This window comes from Mycobacterium sp. TKK-01-0059 (genome assembly GCF_000709305.1).
GTDB lineage: Bacteria > Actinomycetota > Actinomycetes > Mycobacteriales > Mycobacteriaceae > Mycobacterium > Mycobacterium intracellulare.
Window position 1 is genome coordinate 3509923 of the sequence record NZ_KL446993.1, and the last position, 20642, is coordinate 3530564.

The following is a 20642-nucleotide window of genomic DNA, read 5'->3' on the forward strand; positions in this document are numbered from 1 at the left end:
CCGCTTCGGGCCTCGCCGCAAAGCTCACCAACCATCGCCGACGACATCGATGTCAACGGAAAATTTGCTCAGCTAGGCATCCTAACCATAGTGCACGCAAGCGTTCCTCCTGGGGCGGCCGGCTGTGGCGAACGGCATAGGCCCTATCGGGCGAGCCGGCCGGTGACCGGCGGCAAATCCGCCAGCGTCACGATGCCCGGCCTGGCCGCCACCACCGCCGGGACGGCGTTGGTCACCGGCATCGCGGTGTAGATCATTCCCAATCCCATGAACCCGGGCTCCGTCCAGTCCTTGGGCGGCAGGCAGTGCAGAACCGTGCGCATGTTGGGCAGGCCGAACACCTGAATGACGTGCCCGTGCTCGAGCGGTTTGGGCGGGACGACATGGTTGCCCATGGTCCAGTTGAACCCGACGCTGACGACGTTGCGATCGCCGACCCAGCCGCGGTGATAGCCGTAGACGCTGCCGACGGTTCCGGCGGGAATCTTCATGAACCCCAGATCCGAGTCGCCGGTCGCCGCAGTGAACGTGACGTCGAAGGTCATCTTGTCCAGCTTCGCGCCGATCGCGTCGGCCATCATCGCGGCCGACTCGGCGAAGACCTCGCTCTCCCGGCGCACGCTGTCGGCCAGCCCCGGAGTGTCGGGGTCTTGCGAGAACCCCATGGCGGTTTGGGTTTCGGCCGATTCGTAGGTCGAGCAGTCCACCGACTCGGTGATGCGGATCTCGTCGACGCGCTCGCACGAGGCGGACAGCACCATGCCGACCATGTTGGTCATGCCCGGGTGCGCGCCGCTGCCGAAGATCGTCGAATTGCCGCGTCGGCAGGCGTCTTCGATTCGCTTGCGGTCCTGCGGCGTCTGCTTGCCGCCGGTGATCCAGGCCGCGCTGGTGCACACGTTGACCCCCGATTCCAGCAGCCGCACCAGCTCGTCGATGTTGGGCCACAACGGGTTGTAGCAACACGCGTCGGCGCCCAGACCGATCAGCGCGTCGATGTCGTTGGTGGCCTGCACCCCGGTCGGCTGCGGCCAGCCCGCCAATTCGGCGGCGTCGACCCCGACCTTCTCCTCGCCGTGGGCGTACACGCCGACGAGTTCCATGTCGGGCCGCCCGATGATGGCGTGCAGCGAGCGCCGCCCGATGTTCCCGGTCGTCCACTGGATGACGCGTAGGGGACGGTCAGTGCTGGCTGCGCTCATCGTGGCTCCTTTGCCGCTGCGGGGGTGGAACCATTATGCGAAGCGCGCTACCGGCCGGCGCGCGCGCGTCCACCGGGCGGGCTCAGGCGTCCAAACGGGCGAATTGGTGCTGGCTGTACTGCTCCACACAGGCGGCGCGCCGGATCTTGCCGCTTGTCGTGGTCGGAATGGACCCGGGCGGTACCAGGACGAGGTCCCCCACATTCACGCCGTGGTTATTGGAAATCGCCGAGGTGACGTCGGTTTTGATGGAGGTGAGCCAGTGCCTGACGTCCTGGGTCTCCCCGCTGGAATCGCCACGCTTCTTCAGCTCGATGACCGTGACCAGCTTCTCGGTGCTGTTCACCGGCACCGAGATCGCCGCGACCCGACCACCCGTGATCTCTTGGACCGTCGCCTCGATGTCCTCGGGATAGTGGTTGCGCCCGCGGATGATCAGCAGGTCCTTCATGCGGCCGACAATGAACAGCTCGCCGGAGTGGATGAAACCCAGGTCGCCGGTCCTCAGCCAGGGACCGTCGGGCGTCCCCGGTGACGGGTCGACGAGCGTGGCGCCGAAGCATCGCTGCTCGGCCGGCGTTTTGCGCCAGTATCCGTCGGCGACGTTCTCGCCATGCACCCAGATCTCGCCGACCGCGTCGGGCGGGCATTCGCGGCTCGTCTCGCTGTCGACGATCCGGAGCATGGGCGACTGCGGCACCCGGTACTTGACGAGCGCCGTCGCTTTCGCGGTCCCCGTTCCCCTCCCAGGTGCGCACGGCCGAACGCGGCCCGCCCCGAGCTCTTCGGCGTCGAAGTGGCCCGCCGGCGTGGATTCACTCCAGGTGCCGGTCGCCACGAAGACGGTCGCCTCGGCCAAGCCGTATGAAGGACGCATCATGTGGTCCCGGAAATTGAAGTGCGCGAACCGATCCACGAAGCGGTGCAGGGTGGCGGCCTCGACACGCTCCGCGCCGCTGATGATGCCCAGCACGTCGCCGAGGTCCAGGCCGGCGAGGTCTTTGTCGGTGGTCTTGCGGGCGGCCAGGTCGAAGGCAAAGTTGGGCGCCGACGACCAGGTGTGCGGATGTTCGGCCAGCGTTCGCATCCACCTGGCCGGCCTCTCCAAGAACCCGACCGGACTCGTCAGCTCGGCGCGGTGGCCGCTCAGGATGGGCGCGCAGACGCCCAGCACCAGACCCATGTCGTGGTAGAAGGGCAACCACGACACGATCGTGGCCTCCGTCGGAAACTTGGTTCCGAAGTCCACGAAGAAGCTGCGCATCAGCTGTTCGAAATTGGCCTCGAGGTTTCGATGCGAAATCATCACCCCGGTCGGCGTTCGGGTCGAACCCGAGCTGTACTGCAAATACGCGACGGTCGGCAAATCATCCGTCGGAACGTTTGCTTCGCCCTCGACATCGAGGTTCATCGAATCGATTTCGACGATCTTGGGGACATCGTCCATGCGTGCCCGGTCGACGTATTCGGCGACATCCTCCGCGACGTCGGACGTCGTGAGAACCACCGACGGCGACGTGTCGGCGAGGACCGCGCTCACCCGCGCATCACTGGAACCGCGATGCGGCAGCGGCAGCGGCACGGCAACGAGCCCGGCCTGCATGGATCCCAGGAACGCCGCGATGTAATCCAGGCCCTGGGGCGCCAGGATCACCGCCCTGTCGCCGACCGACCCGTGCGGGCCGAGGTCCCGTGCCACATTGAGTGTGCGGCGCGAGACTTGCGACCAGGTGAGCGTCTCGCGCACACCGTCCCAGTCGTGCTGATAGTCGGTGAACGTGTAGGCAACGTCGTGGGGCCGCAGGCTGGCACGTCCGTGCAGCATGGCGAGGATCGACGACTGAGACATAGGCGCGCTCAGTCGGTAACTTCGCTTGCGCCGTGCGACAACACGGACGTGGCACCGGCGAGGATCTGCGAGAGCGGGTCGGCGTCGCCGCCGAAGGTCGCCTGGTTGGCCGGCGCGGTGACCTCCGCCGGGTCGAAGCCGTGCACCGGGTCCACCTGAACCGGGGCGGTCGACGGGTCGTCGTTTCGCGAGTAGCCCGCATTCACGCGGGGAATCAGGATCGCGTCGAGCTTGTTCAGCGTGTCCTCGTCAATCCCGACGTATTTCAGCGGCATGACCAGCGGAAGGTGCTTTTCCGGAACCATGATCGTCGTGTCTTTCGCGCCCCTGGAGTTGATCGTCGTCCTGATGTTCTGCGGCGGCACCATGCTCGGGTTCGTGAAGGCCACCGCCGTGTGACCGGTGGCGAGGCCGAGCAGCGTGTTGGCGAGCGCGAACATGTTGTCCGGCCGGTCGGGGAAGTCCGCGATCGAGTCGTACGCGGCCACGAACCTGTTTGTGTCGTACTGGCTCTCATACGGTGGCGGCATGGTGTAGTCGAGTGCGGGGACGACGCTGCCGACCGGGAACATGGCGGTCAGGAAGCTCTGACCGAAGGCGTGACGCCCGATCGGGTCGCCGAACGTGGCGAAGTTGAGCTTGTCCGGCGGGGGAGCGGTCGGGTCGTTCGCCAGCCGAGCCTGCACGCCGTCGACCACGAACGCGCCCTCCGACAAGCCGATCGCCGTACCCGGGCGGCCGGTGCGGATCGCCGCATCGAGGTTGTCGATTCCCACGTCCACCGACTCGCCGACGCTGGGGCCGTCCGCGCCCAGACCCGGGAACTGCTCATCGAGCTTGCCGATGCCCGGGAAGAGCCGCTCCAGCACGTGCCCCTGAACCTGGCCCGCGGGGTAACGGACGATTTCGCGCTTCTGACCGGGGAACCATTGCGCGCCCTCCTGGCGGATGTACTCGTCGTAGGGGATGCCCAGAACGTGAGCCCCGCCGAGCGCGAACGCAGTCTGGTCGCCCGGGGCCCCCGGGGTCGGCGGACCGCCGATGGGCGACTCGTCGGCGGTCGCGGTATTGACGCCGAAACACCCTGTGGCACCGACGGTTACCAGCGCCGTCACTCCCGCGAGTAGTTTCTTCATCCCTACTCCTGACCGCTCGGATTCGCCTCGTAGTCTCACATACATCATGTGCAGGTGCTAACCGGGCCGCGGCTCGGCGCGTCCATCCAGTGACGGTTTTGGCGACGGCACGCCCCCGTGTGACGGCCACCAGTTCGCCCGTCCGACCAGCGCGGCGATGGCGGGAACGGTGATGGTGCGCACCAAGAAGGTGTCCAGCAAAATGCCCACCCCGATCACGAAACCGCCCTGGACCACGGTGCTGATGCTGGAGAACAACAGGCCACACATCGAGGCCGCAAAGATCAGACCCGCCGCGGTGATCACGCCGCCCGTCGAGCCCAGCGTCCGGATGATGCCGTAACGCATGCTGTGTCCAGACTCCTCGCGCATTCGCGAAACGAGCAGCATGTTGTAGTCGGCCCCCACCGCGACCAACACCACGAATGCCAGCGGGGGCACACTCCAATGCAATTGCTGGCCCAATAGACATTGAAACACCAGCACGCCGATGCCCACCGCCGACAAATACGAAATGACCACGGAAGCAACCAGATACAGCGGCGCGACAATCGCGCGCAGCAGCGCGATCAAGGTGAACAGCACGACGATGAGCGTCACCGCGATGATGAACCGGATATCGTGCTGGTAGTAGTCACGCGTGTCCTTCAGCGCGACGGTATATCCGGCCATCGACACCGTGGCGTCCGCCAACGCGGTATTTGGCTGCGCTCCCCGAGCCGCCGCGATGATCGCGTTGACCTGATCCATGGCTTCCGTGCTGAACGGATTCAGTTTGGTTTGAACCAAATACCGCACCGAGTGGCCGTCCGGCGAAATGAAAACCTTGGCCGCCTTCTGAAACTGCTCCAATTGCAGCAGCTGGGGCGGGATATTGAACCCGGCCATTGCCGGATGTGCCGCATCGCGTTTCAGTGACAACAGAAACGCCGCCGACTCGTTGAGCCCGCTACCGAGCTGCTTGAGTTGGTCGACGAGTTGAGCAACGGCGTCGGCCACCTGGCGGCTGCCACCGGCCAATCGGTTCGCGCCGTCTTGCACAGTGTTCAGATTCGTTTGCATGCCACCGGGTTTGTCCAACCCCATGGAGTGCAACACCTTGGTGAGCTTGGCCAGCGAGGCGCGCACGCGGTCGGTCGACGCCTTGAGCGTCCGTTTGTCCGGGGACTCCTGCAGTCGATGGGCTAACTCGTTGATCGCGTCGAGGTCCGCTTGGTTTTGCGGGCCGACCAGTTGCTCGAACGCCCCGCGGGTGTCGCTGCACGACGGATCGGCATCGCATCGCGGGTTGCCCTGCAGCGCCGCCAGCACCGGGCCTATCCAGGCGAAGACGTTCTTGGCCGCCGAGAAGTTCCAACCCATAGAATTGCTGATCGCGTTGACATGGTCGACGAGCTGGGCCGTGAGGTCGACCTGTTTCACCAGCGCGTCGCCGCTGTACTGGTTCTTCGCCGACGCGAAGGCGCTCTCCAGTTCCTGCACACTCGCGGCGAGCTGGACGACCTGGCCTCGCACGTTGCCGAGGTTGTCGGCCAGCGTGCCCGCGCCGGCGACCAACCGGTTGAGGTCGCCTGTGTGATCTTTGATCAGGGTGGACCCGTCCGCCAGCAGGGTGCCGATGGCGCCGGCCTGATACGTCGCCCGGAATTGTTCCGGCACATTGCCGGTCGGGCGCGTGATGCCGCTGACGGCAGCGACATTCGGCAGTTGGCTGACCCGGTCCGCCATCTGTTCCAGGTCCGCGAGGGCCTTGGGCGTGCGCAGGTCACGCGGCGATTGGACCAGGATGTATTGCGGAATGGACTGATTCACCGGGAAATGGCGATCCAGCGCGGCGTACCCGATGGAGCTCGGCGCCGAAGTCCGCAGGGCCTTGCGATCGTCGTAGTTGTAGCGCACCAGTCCGGCGCAGCTGGCCAGGACGATCAACACCAGCACACTGGCAATCAGATTGGCCTTGGGTCGGCGCACGATGCGGATGCCCGAACGCCGCCAGAATCGTGCGGTCAGTTCGCGCCGGGGTTCGACCCAGCCGCGTCGCCCCGCAAGCACCAGGATGGCCGGCAGCAACGTCACCGCGGCGAGGAATGCCACACCGATCCCGATCGCCGCCGACGCCCCGACCGTTTTGAACACGCCCATCCGGGCGAAGCTGATGAGGAGAAACGTGATGCCGACGGTGGCGGCGGATGCGGCGATCACTTTGCCGATCGAGAACATCGCACGCCGGACCGCCTCATCGGAATTCGCACCCGACCGCAAATAGTCGTGATACCGGCTGATGAGGAAGACCGCGTAATCCGTTCCGGCGCCGGCCATTATGGCGCTGAGGAAGACGACGGACTGGTTCGAGACGCCCGACCCGGTCAGTTGGGAGTAGCCCGCTACCACCGCCTGGGCGATGACCAGGGATGTGCCGATGCTCAGCAACGGCAGCAGCATGGTGACCGCGCTGCGGTAGATCACCAGCAGGACGACGAGCACCAGAACCGCGATCGCCAGCTCGATGGGCATCCGATCCCGAGCGCCGGCGACCGTGAGGTCGGCGACGGTCGCCGCGGGGCCGGTCAGGTTGACCGTCAGCGGCGTGCCGCTGACGACGCGTTGGACGATGCCGTCGATCCGGTTGAACGCGGCATACGAGCTGGGAGTGCCCAGCTCGCCCGCAACGCCGACCGGGAGCACCCAGGCCTTGTGGTCTTTGCTGGTCACGGCCGAGCGCAGGGCCGGTGTGCTGACGAAATCCTGCAGCATCAACACATCTCGCGTGTCCTGGCGCAGCGTATCCACCAGTGTGCGGTAGGTGGCTTCGTCGGCCGGGCCCAGACCCTTGTCGTTGGTCAGGACCACCAGCAGGAGGTTTTCCGAGCCCGACTCGTGAAACGCCTCGGTCATCTTTCGGGCCGTGACGCTCGATGGCGCGTCGCTGGGCAGGATGGCGAGCGGGTGCTTCTCGGCCATCTCGCCGAGCGATGGGAAGGTCAGCGGCAGCGCGACCGCAATCGCGACCCAGATCCCGATCACTGCCCAGGGCCACCGCACCACAAAATCGGCTAGCCGTCGCATACCGCCCTCACCCCCGGTCGGCGGCAACTCGGCCGCCCTCGACCGGGCCCGGTCAAACCACGCGATTTCGCATCACGTGCCATCGAAGTGCTCCACGCTACGCGACGCGTCCCCAGCTCCCGCTGCCGGCGACCCGCACACAGACCGACTTCATCGCTTCCATATAGCGGACAACCGATTTCCGGGCGACCGGGTTGTCGGGATGCATAATCGCCATGACCGTGCCCTCGCCGTACCGGAATATGTAAATGGTCAGCTGATGTGAATACCGGCCGTCCGGGTAGATCCCGATATTGTTTGCGAGTCCCAGGTCGGCGGCGGCAAGAATGGCGTTGAGGGGGGCGGCGCCGCCGTGAAAGAAGTTCGACACCGGAAAGTTTGACTGTGGCCAGCTCAGCCACGGCGCCAGTTCCAACACGCGGTAGTAGGGCACCTTTGCCATGTCCAGGCTGTTATCGAAAGAAGCCTGCGCCGCCCATGCGGCGTCGCCGAAAGAGGCGGCGGCTATCGGCACGGTGATCGGAATCAAGCCGGTAAACCAACCCTGCGTCATGAAATTGTCGGTGGCCTTGCGTGAATCCCGCGGAGTGAGCCCGTAATACGTCAGGGCGCCGGTGAATTCGTGCTCCACCAGGGCGAGGCAGGCGAACAGGCCCCCGACAAAGCGCGCGCCGGCCGCCGCGCAGGCCGATTCGAATCGCTCCGTCTGCGCGACGTCCATCAACAGTTCGGAGGTCATGTCGCTCCTACTGGATTCCTGCGGGTTACCCAGCGGCAGCGGGAATTCGGGAAAGCCCCCATTATTGTTCTCGGCGAAGTCAATCCACGCGCGCACCTCAGGCGAATCAAGAGTCAACGCCGACGTGTATTCGCGTTCGCGGATGCAGAAATCCTCGAAGCTGCCGGCATCGGGAAGAGTAAGGGCCTCACCGCCCCCGCTCAACGCCGTGTACATGCCGTTGGCCTCCATCATCGTGGTGCCGATCAATGTCGCGTCCCCGTGGACATGATCCATGGCCGCAAAGAACGTGAAATGGTTCTCGCTCTGGATGATTCCGAACGTGAAGCAGCCCCATTCCAGCGGATTCGGTATGGCCACCACGTGAGCATGAATGTCCTCAGCCGTCATCTCGCCGTGTTCGACCGGCGCGAATTCGATGTCGGCGGGATCGCCGATGGTGTGCCTGATGAACTCCCCGTCACCGGTGTCCTCGAACCAACTGCGGAAGGTGTCGTGCCGGCGCAGGTACGTGTTGACGGCGTGGTTCATGGCGGCGATGTCGCACGTCCCGGCGACCTCACAGGTGGCGATGATCTGCCGTGAGAAATTCAGTCCGGCGGCCGTGCGGTCGCGGTAGTTGCGAAGGTGTTGGCCCTGCATATAACTGACCGGCACGGAGCTGACCGGGGCTTGTCGGGCCTTTTCGGCGGCCGCGGCGGTCGGGTGCCATGAGGTGACCGAGCCCGGCGTCAGCGTCCAATCATCGAGTGAGCCGATCGTTATCTTCCCGATGCGCAAAACTTCGTCCTCCTCGGTTTGAACTGCCGCGGCACGCTGGCGTCGCGACCAAGATAACCCTCGAAGTGATCGCCGTCGCACCCCTGCGCGGGCCACCGCCTACACTCGCTCACGGATCCGACCGGTCTTTGGCGACCGAGTTGCGGCGATCGAGTTGTGGCGATCGTGCGGCCGGGCGGGGACGCAGGGCGACGGCCGCGCCGGCTGTCGCTGCGCAGTGCGGCGCTGCACACGCGGTGCTGGCCTCCGGACATGATTCTCCGAGTGCAACTGGGCCCCCGCGCGGATCGATCTTGACCGGCCAAGAGAGGACAAGCGCATGGCATCCGTCGAAGGTCTGGGGGAATCGGCATCGGGTTTTGCGGTCGTGGGTTATGCGGCGCGATTTCCGGGCGCCGCCGACGCGGATGAGTTCTGGGACGTCTTGCGGCACGGTCGGGATGCGATATCCGAAGTGCCGCAGGACAGGTGGGATGCCGATGAATTCTTCGACCCCGAGCCGGGTGCGCCGGGCAAGGTCGTCACCCGTCGTGCGGGCTTCGTCGACGACGTAACGGGGTTTGACGCCCCGTTCTTCGGTTTGTCGACGCGCGAGGTCAGGTTGATGGACCCGCAGCACCGGATCTTGCTGGAAACGGCGTGGCGCGCGGTCGAGCATTCGGGCTACGCACCAACGGATCTCGCTGACAGCAACACCGGTGTCTTCGTCGGTTTGGCCACGCACGACTACCTCGGAATGGCCTCCGACGAGCTGACCTATCCCGAGATCGAGGCCTACATGGCCATCGGGACGTCGAACGCCGCCGCGGCCGGGCGGATCAGCTATCGGTTGGGGCTGCAGGGTCCCTCTGTCGCCGTCGACACCGCGTGCAGCTCGTCGCTGGTGGCCATCCATCAGGCGTGCCAGGCCCTGCGCCTCGGCGAATGTGACCTCGCGCTGGCCGGCGGCGCCAACGTCCTGCTCACCCCGGCCACCATGATCACGTTCTCCAGCGCGCACATGCTCGCGCCCGACGGTCGGTGCAAGACATTCGATGCGGCCGCCGACGGCTACGTGCGCGGCGAGGGATGTGGCGTCATCGTGATCAAGCGCCTCGAGGACGCGTTGCGCGACGGGGACCGGATTCGGGCGGTGATCCGCGGCAGCGCGATCAACCAGGACGGCGCTTCTGGTGGGTTGACGGTTCCGAACGGGGTTGCCCAGCAACGGGTCATCGCCGATGCGCTCAAGCGTGCCGACCTCGAGCCCCGCGATGTCGGGTACCTGGAAGCGCACGGCACCGGGACATCGCTCGGCGACCCCATCGAGGCCCAGGCCGCGGGAGCGGTACTGGGGACCGGGCGCGAACCCGACCAGCCCCTGCTGATGGGGTCGGTGAAGACCAACATCGGACACCTGGAAGCGGCCGCGGGCATCGCGGGCGTGATCAAGGTGATCCTGTCCCTGGAGAACGAGCTGCTGCCCCAGCACCTCCACTTTCAGAACCCGTCGCCCCACATCCCCTGGGAACGGCTGGCGGTGGAAGTCGTCAAGGAGGCCACGCCCTGGAAACGCAACGGACAACGGCGCATTGCGGGGATCAGCTCATTCGGCTTTGCCGGGACGAACGCTCACGTCATTGTCGAGGAAGCGCCCGAACAGGCGGTATCGGTCCCCGCGGCACCGACCCCGTTCGATGCGCCCGGGGACCGGCGGTTCAGCATCCTTCCGCTGTCGGCCCGAACGCCCGCGGCGTTGATGCGGCTCGCCGACGAATACCGCGTCTGGCTGAGCGCGAACCCGGAGGCCACCCTGGCGGACGTGTGCTTTACCGCCGGGGCGGGGCGGGCGCACCTGGAGCAGCGGGCCGCGTTGGTGGTCAATTCGCGCGAATCCGCCATGGAGCTGCTGGGCGCGCTCGCCGAGGAGCGCCCGGCGCCCGGTTTGTTTCGCGGAGAATCCCATGACACACCGAAGACGGCGTGGCTGTTCACCGGTCAGGGCAGCCAATACCCCGGCATGGCCCGGGAGTTGTTCGACACCGAACCGGTGTTCGCCGAGACGCTGAATCGTTGCGCCGCTGCCGTCGCCGACATTCTCGAAAAGCCGTTGCTGGACGTCGTTTTCGATGTGGACAGCCCGGACAGCGAAGCGACGCTGCAGCAGACCTCCTATGCGCAGCCGGCCTTGTTCGCCGTGGAGCTGGGCCTGGCCCGGCTGTGGCAGTCGTGGGGCTTCGAGCCCGACGTGGTGCTGGGCCACAGCGTCGGCCAGTACTCGGCGGCCTGCGTCGCGGGGGTGCTCAGCCTCGAGGACGGCGCGCTGTTGATGGCCGAACGCGGCCGTCTCTTCGGCAGCTTGCCTTCCGGTGGCCGGATGGTCGCGGTGTTCACCGCGGCCGAGCGGGTCGAGCGGCTGACCGACGAGTCTCCCAGCCTGTCCGTGGCCGCCTACAACGGTGCCAACACCGTATTGTCCGGTCCGGCAGCCGATTTGGAGCGCGCGGTGGCCGCATTGTCGGCCGATGGTGTCCGGTGCGACTGGCTCGACACCAGCCACGCGTTCCACTCGGCGCTCCTGGACCCCATCCTCGACGAATTCGAGGCGTATGCGGGAGGATTCGACTTCGCTGCGCCGCAACGGATTTTGGTCGACAACCGCACCGGAACCGCGCTGGGTCGCAGCGTGAAGCTCGACGGTGCCTACTGGCGCCGGCACGCGCGCCAGCCGGTGCAATTCGCCAAGAGCGTGCGCACGCTTGCCGAGATGAACTGCAAACTGCTGCTCGAGATCGGCCCCCGACCGGTCCTTACCGCCGCGGCTCTCGGCGCGTGGCCCGACCCGGTCACCGCGCCCCGGGTGATCACGTCGCTGCGGCGCAATACCGCTGACCACCGCCAGATCACCGAAGCGGTCGCCGACGCGTATGTGCTGGGCGACCTGCCCGATTTCGCCGCCTTGCGGCGGCTGCACGCGCGAAAGCTCGACCTGCCCACCTATCCGTTCGAGCGCCGTCAATACTGGTTCCGGGACGATCGCGAGCGCCCCGAGCAACCCGGGGACACCGGCGGACCGCGAACCGAAGCCGTCCGCCTGCTCGAGGACGGCCGGATCGAGGAACTCGCCGCCCTGCTCGGCGGTGCGAGCGACGACCAGCACACCCTGCGGGTGCTCACCAAGCTTGCGGCGCAACACAATCAACAGCGCACGACCCGGTCCATCGTGGACGACCGCTACGAGATCCGCTGGGACAGAGCAACCTCTCCGCTCTCCGGTGCCGACGTGGACCAGGCAGGCAGCTGGATCGTCGTCTCCGATGGTGCCGACGCGGTCCGGCCGTTGGTCGACCTGCTGGCCGCGCGCAACCAACCGCACCAAGTGGTCGGGTTGCCGGCGTCCGACGCCGACGAGGAACGGCTCGCGGAAACGTTGTGCGCTGCGGCAACCGACGATGCAGCGTTACGCATCGTGCATGTCGCGGCCCTGGAAGCCGGGGCCACACCGTCGATGCGGTCACTGTTGCGGATGCAACACCGGATCCTGGGCGGAACGCGGCGGGTCTTTCGGGCGGCGGTGGCCGCCGAACTGCGCAGCCCCATCTGGATCGTGACCCGCGGCGCGCAGCGCGTCGCCGACACGGACACGGTGGCGCCGCATCAGAGTTGCCTGTGGGGATTCGGCCGAGCCGCCTCGCTGGAACTCCCGCACGTGTGGGGCGGACTCGCGGACCTGTCAGGGGGCGGCGACAACGCGGCCGACGAATGGTCTGCGCTCGTCGACCGGATCGCCGCGCCGCACGGCTCGGCCGTCCGGGAAGACCAGCTCGCGCTGCGTGATCGGGCGGTCTACACACCCCGGTTGGCGCGGCGCTCTGCGCCGCCGAGCGGGACACCGCTGCACCTGCGCGGCGACGCAACGTATTTGGTGACCGGCGGGCTGGGCGCGATCGGACTGGAGATCGCCGGCTACCTGGCCGCGAATGGCGCCCGGCATCTGGTGCTGACCGGCCGGCGGGATCCCAGCGATGCCACGCAACAGCGCATCAACGCCCTGGGCGAACAGCACGGGTGCCAGATCCGCGTCGTGGCCGCCGATGTCGCCGACGCGCACGACGTGGCACGCCTGCTGGCAAGCGTGCAGGCCGAGCTGCCACCACTGGCCGGCATCGTGCACGCCGCGGGCGAGATCGGCACCACCCCGCTGAGCGCGCTGCAGGACGCCGAGGTCGATCGCGTCTTCGCCGGCAAGGTCTGGGGCGCTTGGCATTTGAGCGAGGCGGCGGCCGACCTCGATCTCGACTTCTTCATCAGCACCTCCTCGATCGCCTCGGTGTGGGGCGGCTTCGGCCAGACCGCCTACGGCGCCGCGAACGCCTTCCTCGACGCGCTGGCCTGGCGCCTGCGCGGGCAGGGCACCCTCGCCGTCAGCGTCAACTTCGGGCCGTGGTCGGCGGGCATGGCCGACGCGGAATCCCGCGCCCGACTCGATCAGCGCGGAGTCCGGACGCTGTCTCCCGCCGATGCGCTCGCGGGTCTGGCCGATGCCGTGGCCGCTGCGGCGGGGCAGGGCCTCGCGCAGGGTGTGGTGGCCCGCATCGACTGGGCCCGCTTCTTGCCGCTCTATCAGCAGGCGGGAAGGCGGGCGTTCCTGGCGGAGTTGGAACGCGAGGTGCCCGGCCTGACGAGTACCGCGGGGCCTTCCGCGACCGTCGCGGGGAAGACCCCGTTGGTGGAGCGGCTCACCGGTGCCCCGGTGCAGCAGCGCAAGAAACTTCTGACCGACTACCTGCGGGACGCGGTGGCGGAGGTGACGCGCGTCGATGCCGCGGAGATCCGGGAGGACGCAGGCTTTTTCGATCTCGGCATGGATTCGCTGATGGCCGTCGAATTGCGGCGCCGCATCGAACAGGGGGTGGGCAAGGAGATCCCGGCCACCCTGGCGATGGATCACCCACGGCTGTCCGACGTGGCCGACTACCTGCTGCGCGACGTGCTCGAACTCGGCGACCCGGGGTCGCCGAAACCGAGACCGCAGCCGGCATCGGTCGTGACGACGCGCACGGATGAACCGATCGCGATCGTCGCGGTGTCCTGCCGTTTCCCCGGCGCACCCGACCCGGAAGCGTTCTGGGAGTTGCTGTCCGACGGGGTCGATGCGATCCGCGAGGTCCCCGAGGACCGCTTTGACATCGACGAGTTCTACGACCCCGATCCGGACGCAGCGGGCAAGACCTACACGCGGTTCGGCGGCTTCCTCGACGAAATCGACGGGTTCGATCCCGAATTCTTCGGCATCTCACCCCGCGAGGCCGTCTGGATCGAGCCGCAGCAGCGGCTGATGCTCGAAACCGTGTGGGAGGGCCTCGAAAGGGCGGGGTACGCGCCGGCCGCCTTGCGCGGCAGCCCAACCGGGATTTTCGTGGGCGTGGCGGCCAACGAATATGCGCACCTGTTGTCCTCGGAGTCGATCGACAAGATCGAACCCCACTTCATCACCGGCAACGCGCTCAACGCCATCTCCGGCCGGGTCGCCTTCGCGCTGGGATTGGAAGGACCGGCGGTGGCGATCGACACCGCATGCAGCTCGGCGTTGGTCGCCGTCCACCAGGCCTGCCAGGCGCTGCATTCCGGTGACTGCGACATGGCACTGGCCGGCGGCGTGAACGTGTTGCTGAGTCCGGTGACGGTCGTCGCGGCATCCCGCGCGCGGATGCTTTCGCCCGTCGGGCGCTGCAAGACCTTCGACGCCTCCGCCGACGGTTACGTGCGCAGCGAGGGCTGCGGGATTCTCGTACTGAAGAGGCTGAGCGACGCGGAGCGCGATGGCGACCGGATCTGCGCGGTCATCCCCGCCAGCGCGGTCAACCAGGACGGGGCGTCCAGCGGTCTGACGGTGCCCAATGGTGGTGCGCAGCAACGGCTTATCGGCTCGGTGCTGGCGCGCGCCGGCCTGGCCGGCGGGGACGTCGACTATCTCGAGGCGCACGGGACGGGCACCCCGCTCGGTGATCCGATCGAGGTACAGGCGGCCGCGGCCGCCTACGGGGATGCCCGCGACGCGGACCGGCCGCTGCTGATGGGCTCGGTGAAGACCAACATCGGGCACACCGAATCGGCTTCCGGCGCAGCCGGTTTGATCAAGGTCGTGTTGTCGCTGCAGCACGAGGTCTTGCCGCAAAGCCTGCACTTCGACGAGCCGTCGCCGCACATCCCGTGGGATTCGCTGCCGGTGCGGGTCGTGGACACGGCGATGCCGTGGCGGGCCAACGGCAGACCGCGGCGCGCCGGGGTGAGTTCCTTCGGGTTCACGGGCACCAACGCGCACGTGCTGGTCGAGGAGGCGCCGGCGAGAGCCGCCTCCGCCGACCGGCACCCTGCCGACGACGCCGCGACGGAGTCGACGGGCCAGGCCCGGGATGGACAGCCGAGCGTGCTGGCGCTGTCCGCGCGGTCACCGGAAGCGCTGGTGGCGTTGACGTGGCGCTACCAGAAGTGGCTGACCACCCACCCGGACGCGGATCTCGCCGAGGTGTGCCTCACCGCCGGAACGGGCCGCTCGCACTTCGAACACCGCGCCGCGCTGGTCGTGGACTCGGTCGAGGGTGCGCGCGAGGCGCTGGCCGAATTGGCCGAGAATCGCCTGCGACCCGGCGTCGTGCGGGGCGAGCACACCCACCACCCGACGACGGCGTGGTTGTTCACCGGCCAGGGCAGCCAGTACCCGGGCATGGCGCGTGAATTGTTCGACACCGAGCCGGTTTTCGCCGACACCGTGACACGTTGTGCCGACGCGGTCGCCGAGATCCTGCCGCATCCGTTGCTGGAGGTGCTGTTCGCCACCGATCGCGAAACGGGAGGCGAAGCCGGGCAAAGGCTGCGGCACACGTCCTTTGCGCAGCCGGCGCTGTTCGCCGTCGAGATGGGCCTGGCCCGGCTGTGGCAGTCGTGGGGGATCCAACCCGATGTGGTGCTGGGGCACAGCGTGGGCCAGTACGCGGCGGCATGTGTGGCTGGCGTGTTCAGCCTCGAGGACGGCGCCCGGCTGATGGCCGAGCGCGGCCGGATGTTCGGCAGCCTGCCCGAAGGCGGGCGCATGGTGGCGGTGTTCGCCGACGCCAAGCACGTCGAGCAGGCTGCCGGCGAATTCCCGCGAGTGTCGGTCGGGGCGTACAACGGGCCCAACACCGTGCTGTCGGGGCCGGGCGAGGACCTCGAGCAGATCGTCGCCAAGTGCGGTGACGAGGGGATCCGCTGCACGTGGCTGCAGACCAGCCACGCCTTCCACTCGGAACTGTTGGATCCGGTGCTCGACGAATTCGAGGCGTACGCGGCGCAATTCCGGTTCGCCGCCCCGACGATGCCGCTGGTGTGCAACCGCACCGGCGCCGTGCTGACGACCCAGACGCCGCTGGACGCGCAGTACTGGCGTCGGCATTCCCGGCAGCCGGTGCAGTTCGCCGAAAGTGTGCGCACGGTAGCGGCGCTGGGTTGCTCGGTGCTGATGGAGATCGGGCCGCAACCGGTACTGACGGGCGCCGCGGTGCAGGTCTGGCCGGAGCACCTGTCCGCGCCGCGCGCGATCGTCTCGCTGCGCAAGGGTATTGGCGATCGGCGCCAGATCGCCGACGCGCTGGCCGCGGCCTACGTCGGCGGGCTTCGCCCCGATTTCGCTGCGCTGCATGGTCAGCCGCGTCGCACGGTCGAGTTGCCCACTTATCCGTTCCAGCGCCGACGCTTCTGGCCGAAGACGTCCGGCATCGCCCTCGACGGCGGGGCCGGCCCGTCCTCGGGCATTCTCGGCAACGCGAAGGACCTCGCCTCCGGCGACTCGGTCTACACCAGCAGGCTGTCCGTCAAATCGCAGCCGTGGCTGTCCGATCACGTCATCTACGGGACCGTCGTCGTCCCCGGGGCTACCTACGCGGCGATGGCCCTGGCCGCGGTCGGCGCCCCGGCGCGGGTGAAGGACGTCTTCTTCTACGAGCCGATCATCTTGCCCGAGAAGAGCTCTCGCGAGGTGCAGCTCACCCTGCACCCGCTGCAGGACGGCGGTGTATCCACGTTCCAAGTGCACAGCCGCCCGTACGGTGAACGCGGCGCCGAATGGTCGCTGAACGCCGAGGGCACCGTCAGCGCCGGCGCGGATGACGAGCCGGCAGCCGAGGGTGATCCGATCGACGAAACGGTCGAGCGCCTGAACCGCATGCGCCCGCAGGAATTGTTCGAGACCTTCGCCGACCTGGAGCTGGCGTGGGGGCCGACTTGGTCGGGGTCCCTGAAGTCGCTGTGGCTCGGCGAGGGTGAGGCGATCGGCGACATCCTCGTCGGCGAAGAACTCGCCGAGCAACTCGGCAGCGAACCGATGCATCCGGTGCTGATGGACCTGTGCACCGGTGTCGCATTCCCGGCCTTCCCCGCGCTGCTCGCGGCCGAACAGGGCGTCAACGATCTGTTCCTGCCGCTGCGCTACGGCCAAGTGGCGTTGCGGGAGAAGATGCCTCGGCGGTTCTACTGCCGCGCGAGGTGGCACAGCAGCGAACTCAACAGCGAAACCCAGGTCTTCGACCTCGATTTCGTGGACCGGGATGGCCGTCACCTGGGCGGGATTCGCGAGTTCACGGTCAAGCGCGCACCGCGCGAGGCGCTGCTGCGGGGCCTGGGTGGGGACGCCACCCGGCTGCTCTACACCCTCGGCTGGCACGAGGTGCCGCCACCGGCGAGCGAAGAAGCCGGCGAGCCCGCCGGCACCTGGCTGATCGCCGGCTTCGACGAACTGGCCGCCAAGGTCCCGGGGTGCATCCCGCTCGACCGCGCCAACGATCCGGATCCGTTGGGGCAGGTGCTGACTCAAGCCCACGAGCGCGGGTTGCCGTTCGCCGGTGTCGTCTGGCGCAGCACGGCGCCGAACGGGGAAGAGTCGAGCGCGGACATCACGGCGCGCCTCGAGACCGAGATCGCCAATCTGCTCAGCGCCGTGCACACCGTGCAACGCGGGGAGGTGAAGCTGCCCGGCGGATTGTGGATCGTCACCGAGCGTGCGGTGGCCACCGAATCCGGCGAGCCCGTCGACCCGGTGCAGGCGGCGCTGTGGGGCTTCGGCCGCACCACGATCAACGAGGAGCCGGCGCTGCACGCCAAGCTCGTCGATTGCGACGGCTCACCCGAGGCCGTGCACGCGCTGGCCGCGCTGCTGGGCACCCCGGACCCGTCCCTCCAGGAACCGGAACTGGCCGTGCGGCAAGGAAAGCTGCTGGCCTCGCGGTTGTTGCCGTGGGCGCGCAGCGGTCATCTCACGGTGCCCCGCGGGCGCGACTTTGTCCTGGGGCCCACCGAACGCGGCGCGATCGACAACCTGCGGCTGACCGAGGCGGAGGTGCCCGCGCCGGACGAGGGCTACGTGCAGGTCCGGGTCGAGGCCGCGGGCCTCAACTTCCGCGACGTGCTCAACGTCCTCGGCCTCTACCCGGGCGATCCCGGACCGATCGGCGGCGACTTCGCCGGCGTCGTCACCCAATTGGGCGCCGGCGTCACCGGAGTCGAAGTGGGACAACGTGTCTACGGCTCCATGCAGGGCGCGTTCTCCAGCCGGTTCAACGTGCCGGCCCAGTTCCTGGCGCCGATCCCCGACGGGGTGAGCGCGGTCGAGGCGGCCACCATTCCCGCCGCGGCGCTGACGGTGCGGCTGTCCTTCGACTGGGCGCAGCTGAAGCCCGGTGACAAGGTCCTCATCCACGCCGCCAGCGGCGGTGTGGGCCTGGCGGCGGTCCAAATGGCGCAGCGGTTCGGTGCCGAAGTGTTCGCCACCGCCAGCACCTTCAAACGTGCGACGCTGCGCAAGCTCGGCGTGAAGCACGTCTACGACTCGCGGACAACGGATTTCGCCGATCAGATCCTGGCGGACACCGGCGGTGCCGGCGTGGACGTGGTCCTCAACTCCCTGACCAGCGAGGGGTTCATCGAGGCGACGCTGAAGGCCACCGCCCAGAACGGCCGCTTCGCCGAGATCGCCAAACGCGACATCTGGACACCCGAGCAGATGGCGCAGGCGCGTCCCGATATCGCCTACGAGATCGTGGCGTTGGACACGGTGATGTTCACCGAACCCGATCGCATTCGCGACTTGCTCACCGAGGTGTCGCAAGGTCTGGCCGACGGCGAGTGGACGCCGCTGCCCGCCGAGATCTATCCGCTGACCGAGGCGAGGGCCGCGTTCCGCCGCATGCAGCAGGCGCGGCACATCGGGAAGATCGTGGTCCAGATTCCGAATCCGCTGCAGCCGCGGCCCGATCGGAGCTACCTGATCACCGGCGGGCTCGGCGCGATCGGGCTGCACACGGCGTCGCATCTGGCCCAACTCGGCGCCGGAGACATCGTGCTGACCAGCCGGCGCGAGCCCGGTGCGGACGCGCAACGGCTGATCGAGGAGATCACCGAGCGCTACAAGTGCCGCGTCCACGTCTTCACCGCCGACGTTCGCGACGAGTCCGAGGTGGCGGGTCTGCTGGAGCGCATCCGGTCGGAGTTGCCGCCGCTGGCCGGTGTGGTGCACCTGGCGGGCGTGCTCGACGACGCGCTGCTGTCGCAGCAGACCGTGGAGCGATTCCGAACGACACTGTTGCCCAAGGCGATCGGCGCCTACCACCTCGACAGGCTGACGAAGGACGACGAGCTGGACTTCTTCATCGTGTCGTCGTCGGTGTCGAGTTTGTTCGGTTCGCCCGGCCAGTCCAACTACGCGACCGCCAACGCGCTGCTCGACGGCCTGGTCGCGCAGCGACGGGCGCAAGGCTTGCCCGCCACGGGGGTCAACTTCGGTCCCTGGGCTCAAGGGGGCATGGCGTCTTCGGAGGCCGCGACCGCCAATATCAGTGCGCAGGGCCTGATTCCGCTGGAACCGTCGGCCGCGCTCGGCGCCCTCGCCGAGGTCGTCGCGAACGGCACCGGCCAGGCCACCGTCCTCAAGGCCAACTGGCAGCGTGCCGCGAAGGTGCTGGGCAGTTCGCGTCCGCCGATCCTCGATCTGGTGTTGCCCAGTGCCGCCGGGGAGGTGACCGGTGACAGCGAGTTGCTCAAGCAGCTGATGGAGATTCCGGTGCCCCAGCGTGCCGGTTTCGTGACCGAATTCCTGCAGCGCGAGGTGCAGAACTTCCTGCGACTCGCGTCGCCGCCCGCCGCGAGCAGCCGGTTCTTGGACCTGGGCACGGATTCGCTCATGGCCATCGAGCTCCGCAACCGGCTGCACAGCCAGTTCGGCGGCAAGTTCACCATCAACGCGACGGCGGTCTTCGACTATCCGACCATCGGGGGGCTCGCCGAATATCTCGTGGCCCAGCTGCCCGATGCGGAACCGGAACCGGTCGAGGAGGCGTCGTAACGCCCGGCGCCGGCGCGTCGGCGCGAACGTGGACTTGTGGCGCGGAAAGCCGGCGCGTCGGCCCAACAACTCGACGTTCGGCCGGTTACGCGCTCAGTCGCTGATGTCGAATCCCGCATTGATCTTGGTCGGCCGCACCCGCACCACGAGCTCGCCGGGCGAGGAGTTGCGCCGGCCGAACTCCTCGGCGCGCTCGGCGCCCATGTACCGGGCGCCGGTGCGGGTGGCGATGTCCAGCACGTCCGCGGGGTCTTCGCTCACCGTCGCCACGCCCTGAACCTGGACGAACGAGTAGGGCGGGTGCGGGTCGTCGACGCAGATCACGACGCGTGAATCACGCGCTATCGCACGCCCTTTCGACGTGTCACGGCCGGTGTTGAAGGCCAGCTGACCCTCGTCGACGACGAACCACACCGGGGTGACCAGCGGCCGGCCGTCGGCGGCGACGTACCCCAGCATCCCGGTGCGGGTGCCGGCCGACAGAAACTCGATGACCCTGTCCGACAGCTCGGCCATG

At 67.7% G+C, this 20642-nt stretch carries 7 protein-coding genes; 1 reads left to right on the plus strand and 6 read right to left on the minus strand.

The genetic code is table 11. The features are described from left to right. Window positions 1-143: 143 nt before the first annotated feature. The 5 genes from K883_RS16770 to K883_RS16790 form a co-directional block, all read right to left on the minus strand. The gene (locus K883_RS16770) at window positions 144-1202 is read right to left on the minus strand and encodes an NAD(P)H-dependent amine dehydrogenase family protein (RefSeq protein ID WP_008255246.1); all 1059 of its coding nucleotides are present in this window, start codon (window positions 1200-1202) and stop codon (window positions 144-146) included. A gap of 82 nt (window positions 1203-1284) precedes the next feature. Beyond that, on the minus strand, window positions 1285-3051 hold the full coding sequence (locus K883_RS16775; protein WP_081914375.1) for an AMP-binding protein: 1767 nt from the start codon (window positions 3049-3051) through the stop codon (window positions 1285-1287). A gap of 8 nt (window positions 3052-3059) precedes the next feature. After that, window positions 3060-4187, minus strand: a complete 1128-nt coding sequence (gene pe / locus K883_RS16780) for an acyltransferase PE (RefSeq protein WP_020822102.1) — start codon at window positions 4185-4187, stop codon at window positions 3060-3062. A gap of 57 nt (window positions 4188-4244) precedes the next feature. Then, complete coding sequence (locus K883_RS16785; protein WP_051070677.1) at window positions 4245-7253, minus strand: MMPL/RND family transporter; 3009 nt, start codon at window positions 7251-7253, stop codon at window positions 4245-4247. Between the two features lie 97 nt (window positions 7254-7350). After that, window positions 7351-8772 (minus strand): condensation domain-containing protein, encoded by a 1422-nt coding sequence (locus K883_RS16790; protein ID WP_008255251.1) that lies wholly within the window; start codon window positions 8770-8772, stop codon window positions 7351-7353. Between the two features lie 319 nt (window positions 8773-9091). Between K883_RS16790 and K883_RS16795 the strand changes: the two genes are divergently transcribed. Then, window positions 9092-20125, plus strand: a complete 11034-nt coding sequence (locus K883_RS16795; RefSeq protein ID WP_036455021.1) for a type I polyketide synthase — start codon at window positions 9092-9094, stop codon at window positions 20123-20125. A gap of 93 nt (window positions 20126-20218) precedes the next feature. Here the strand turns inward: K883_RS16795 and K883_RS16800 are convergent, their stop codons facing one another. Further along, complete coding sequence (locus K883_RS16800) at window positions 20219-20641, minus strand: PPOX class F420-dependent oxidoreductase (RefSeq protein WP_008255252.1); 423 nt, start codon at window positions 20639-20641, stop codon at window positions 20219-20221. Between the last annotated feature and the right edge of the window lies 1 nt (window position 20642).

What these genes read in the sequence shown, in the direction of transcription:
- K883_RS16770 (WP_008255246.1), bottom strand. Translation starts at nt 1,202, where the DNA reads ATGAGCGCAGCCAGCACTGACCGTCCCCTACGCGTCATCCAGTGGACG.
- K883_RS16775 (WP_081914375.1), bottom strand. Translation starts at nt 3,051, where the DNA reads ATGTCTCAGTCGTCGATCCTCGCCATGCTGCACGGACGTGCCAGCCTG.
- pe (WP_020822102.1), bottom strand. Translation starts at nt 4,187, where the DNA reads ATGAAGAAACTACTCGCGGGAGTGACGGCGCTGGTAACCGTCGGTGCC.
- K883_RS16785 (WP_051070677.1), bottom strand. Translation starts at nt 7,253, where the DNA reads ATGCGACGGCTAGCCGATTTTGTGGTGCGGTGGCCCTGGGCAGTGATC.
- K883_RS16795 (WP_036455021.1), top strand. Translation starts at nt 9,092, where the DNA reads ATGGCATCCGTCGAAGGTCTGGGGGAATCGGCATCGGGTTTTGCGGTC.
- K883_RS16800 (WP_008255252.1), bottom strand. Translation starts at nt 20,641, where the DNA reads ATGGCCGAGCTGTCGGACAGGGTCATCGAGTTTCTGTCGGCCGGCACC.